Source organism: Mesorhizobium sp. M7A.F.Ca.ET.027.02.1.1 (assembly GCF_004022985.1).
In the GTDB taxonomy this organism is placed as follows: Bacteria; Pseudomonadota; Alphaproteobacteria; order Rhizobiales; family Rhizobiaceae; genus Mesorhizobium.
The window spans coordinates 1-3,459 of record NZ_RZOL01000529.1; the positions used below are offsets into that span (position 1 = coordinate 1).

The 3,459-nt window shown below is 62.9% G+C and carries 4 protein-coding genes; 2 read left to right on the forward strand and 2 right to left on the reverse strand.

What is annotated here, in order from left to right:
- Positions 1-71: 71 nt before the first annotated feature.
- Positions 72-1,226, reverse strand: coding sequence for a PA0069 family radical SAM protein (locus tag EN749_RS32740; RefSeq protein ID WP_023808673.1), 1,155 nt, complete (start codon positions 1,224-1,226; stop codon positions 72-74).
- Positions 1,227-1,376: 150 nt separating this feature from the next.
- Here EN749_RS32740 and EN749_RS32745 point away from each other — a divergent pair, with 150 nt between their 5' ends.
- Both EN749_RS32745 and EN749_RS32750 read left to right on the forward strand, forming a co-directional pair.
- Entirely contained in the window at positions 1,377-1,901 is a 525-nt protein-coding gene (locus EN749_RS32745; protein WP_128364723.1) for a glycosyltransferase, read from the forward strand.
- A 143-nt stretch (positions 1,902-2,044) separates the two neighbouring features.
- Positions 2,045-3,019, forward strand: a complete 975-nt coding sequence (locus tag EN749_RS32750) for a hypothetical protein (RefSeq protein ID WP_023808671.1) — start codon at positions 2,045-2,047, stop codon at positions 3,017-3,019.
- Positions 3,020-3,026: 7 nt separating this feature from the next.
- Here the strand turns inward: EN749_RS32750 and EN749_RS32755 are convergent.
- Positions 3,027-3,459, reverse strand: a 433-nt coding sequence (locus tag EN749_RS32755; protein ID WP_210214747.1) for a hypothetical protein, incomplete at its 5' end; no start/stop codon positions are given.

Genomic DNA, 3,459 nt, shown 5'->3' on the forward strand with positions numbered 1-3,459 from the left:
GTCTGCAGGCCGGGGCAGGCCGGACGGGATTCTGGTGCCGCGACGGATCAAACCACCGCGACGAATTGCTCTCAAAGCAGCGTCAGCTGCACCTGGTCTTTCCCGGCGGCAACGAACTGGTCGGTCCGCAGCGTGCGCCGTTCGGCATTGAGGCCGAGCCGCTTGGCTGTGATCTCGAAGCGCCGGCCGATCTGCCAGGCATAGGGACCGGCGCCCTTCATGCGTTTGCCCCATTCCGAATCGTAGTCCTTGCCGTCACGCATCGACCGGACCAGCGACATCACATGGCGGTAGCGGTCGGGATAATGCCGCAGCAGCCAATCCTTGAAGATCGGGCTGACCTCCAACGGCAGGCGCAGGATCACGTAGCCGGCTTCGCGCGCGCCGGCCGCACGTGCCGAATCGAGGATGCGTTCCATTTCCGGGTCGGTCAGGCCCGGAATGATCGGCGCCACCATGACCGAGGCCGGGATGCCGGCATCCGAAAGCTGCCGGATCGCTTCCAGCCGCTTGGTCGGTGTCGACGCGCGCGGCTCCATGGTGCGCGCCAGCATACGGTCGAGCGTCGTCACCGACAGCGCCACCTTGGCCAGCCCGCGTTCGGCCATGCGTGACAGGATATCGATATCGCGCGTCACCAGAGCGGACTTTGTCACGATGCCGACTGGATGGCCGCGCGCTTCCAGCACTTCGAGGATTTCGCGCATGATCCGGTATTGCTTCTCGATCGGCTGGTAGGGGTCGGTGTTGGTGCCGATGGCGATGGTGCGCGGCTGATAGCTGTCTTTCGAAAGCTCCTTGTCAAGCAAGCGCGCCGCATCAGGCTTGGCGAACAACTTCGATTCGAAATCCAGACCCGGCGACAGGCCCATGAAAGCGTGCGTCGGGCGGGCAAAGCAATAGACGCAGCCATGCTCGCAGCCGCGATAGGGGTTGATGGAACGGTCGAAGGAAATGTCGGGCGATTCGTTGCGGGTGATGATTGTGCGCGGCTTCTCGACCTGCACTTCGGTCTTGAAGGGCGGCAGTTCCTCCAGCGAATTCCAGCCATCGTCGAACACGTGCCGGCTGACCGGCTCGAACCGGCCGGACGGATTGATGCCCGCTGACCTGCCGCGGTTGCGGTCCGGGCGGACACGCATGCCGCTCTGCTCGACCATCGCATTGGCCATCTCGGCTCTTCCTGCTCCGAAAGCTGCAATGTCGGCGCGCACGATCTGTTCCATTTTCGCCCGCTCCCAAGGACTGTCCGTGTTGTGTCGAATCGCTCTGTTCATGAAATTATTCCTATTTGGTTGATGAGAACAAAGCAAGAACTTTCTATGGTGCGATGCAAAAACTGGCGCTGTCCGGCGCTTTCCGCTATTCGGCTGAGGATGCTCAGTGTTCTCATCGAAACCCGCAATGACGAGGAGGGCCTCGCCCGCACGCTCGCCTCGCTGATTGGCGGCGCGGTCGAGGGCGTGGTGCGTGAAGTCATCGTCTGCGACATAGGCTCCACCGACCAGACGCATCGTGTGGCCGAGCATGCCGGCTGTCAGTACGTGACGGGCGGTGTCGCTGCCGGCATCCGCCAGGCCAAGGGGGATTGGCTGCTGCTCCTGGAACCGGGCGCGCGGCTGGTGGAGGGCTGGATCGATGAGGTTGTCGCCCATACGGCAAGGCAGACCATGGCGGCACGGTTTTCGCGCACGCGAGCCAGTCGCACGCCATTCCTGGCCCGGGTCTTTTCGGGAAACCGCGCCTTGGCCGACGGCTTGCTGATCAGCAAGCGTCAGGCGGCTGCCGCGGCCAAGAGCGCCGGCAGTGCCGAGGCCATCGCCCGCGACCTCGCTACGAAGCGACTCGACGCCGAGATTTGGATGGCGCCGGCCAAGCAGGAACGCCGCTCCTCGACATGATTTTTTGCAGCTGCTCAGGTCATTGTGCATTGCACAAAATCTGACGCGGGGTTAGCTTCCGTTCAAGCGGGAATTGGGTTTGGGACATGCCGAGTGGCGAGCACCGATGCGGCATCGGTGGTGCTCTCATAGCCGAGGACCCAATGAAGCTTTCAACCCCCGACACATCCGGCGCGGCCAGTCTCGAGGCCATTGCGCGCAACGGCAGCCTGCTGCGGCGCATCGCCGTACGTATTCCAACCTATCTGACGGACCTGCGGGAGAACCCTGCCTGGCTGCCGATGTTCGTGCTGGCGCGCACGATGCCCGGACGCCGCATGCATTGGCTGGGCGCAAAACGCGCCCGCCCGGTCGCCAATGCCGGGGATACGATGTTTGCCGGTGTCGAACGGGGAGCGGTCGTCGATGCGTTGCGCTCCGACGGGCTGTTCTCAGGCCTGGTCCTGCCGCCTGATATCCATGAAGAGATCGCCGACTTCGCCGGGCGCACGCCTTGCTTCGGCAATTTCGACCGCCGTCTCGAATTCATGCCGGGGGAACATGCCGAGGCCGAGAAACGCCTTGGCCGCTCGCTGCTCAGCGGGCATTTTTTCGAGCGCATCCTCGACTGCCCGGCGGCGCTTGCCATCCAGCGCGATCCGCTGCTTCTGGATATTGCCGCGCACTATCTCGGCGGCCAGGCAAAACTGATCACGACGCGCGTCTGGTGGAGTTTTCCAACCGGTGCGGCTTCGGACGCCGACAAGAATCTCGCCTCGCTCGGCAAGTATCATTTCGACCTCGATGATTGGCGCATGCTGAAATTCTTCTTCTACCTCAAGCCGGTCGACGCCGACACCGGTCCGCATGTCTATGTCAGGGGCAGCCACAAGCGCCGCAGCCTCAAGCATCAGCTTACGCTTCTGGTCGGTCATCCCGCGCAACAGGTTCTGGATGTCTATGGCGAGCAGAGCCCGGTGACGCTGACCGGCGAGGCCGGTCTCGGCTTCGTCGAGGACCCCTTTGGCTTTCATATGGGCACCGTGCCGGCACGCACGCCGCGACTGATGATGGAAGTCGGCTTCGGCGTATCGCCGCCGTCGCGCCGACGGTTTCATGGCGAGCCGGTTATCCGCTGAGAGCTGCCTATCCGAAGCTCATCTCGACAGGTGTCCAGTGTGTGCGGCGTCTGGCTTGGCGCTGCGCCCTGTTTTCCGTATCGAAGTCAACGCGGACCGGCTCCTGGTTGAACCGTTCGCGGTCGTCCAGGGCGTTGATGATGACGATCGCCCTTGCATCGTCATCTCTGGCTATTGCGGCGACGTAGACACCGCACCGCCGGCAGATCAGATAGTCGGCCGTCCTCAGCCCGAACTGATATCTCCGCAATTGCGTCTCGTCCTTGACCGAGATGACCAGTCTGCCATTCGGATCGGCAACGGCGCGCGAACCATGTCTGACACAGAACGAGCATTGGCAAGCGCGAACTTCGGTTTGCGGTGGCTCGAGCTCGGTTGAAAATTCAAGGCGTATGTTGCCGCAATGGCATCCACCGGTGTGCACGGTCATCGTAGCTGCC

What these genes read in the sequence shown, in the direction of transcription:
- EN749_RS32740 (WP_023808673.1), bottom strand. Translation starts at nt 1,226, where the DNA reads ATGGAACAGATCGTGCGCGCCGACATTGCAGCTTTCGGAGCAGGAAGA.
- EN749_RS32745 (WP_128364723.1), top strand. Translation starts at nt 1,377, where the DNA reads ATGCTCAGTGTTCTCATCGAAACCCGCAATGACGAGGAGGGCCTCGCC.
- EN749_RS32750 (WP_023808671.1), top strand. Translation starts at nt 2,045, where the DNA reads ATGAAGCTTTCAACCCCCGACACATCCGGCGCGGCCAGTCTCGAGGCC.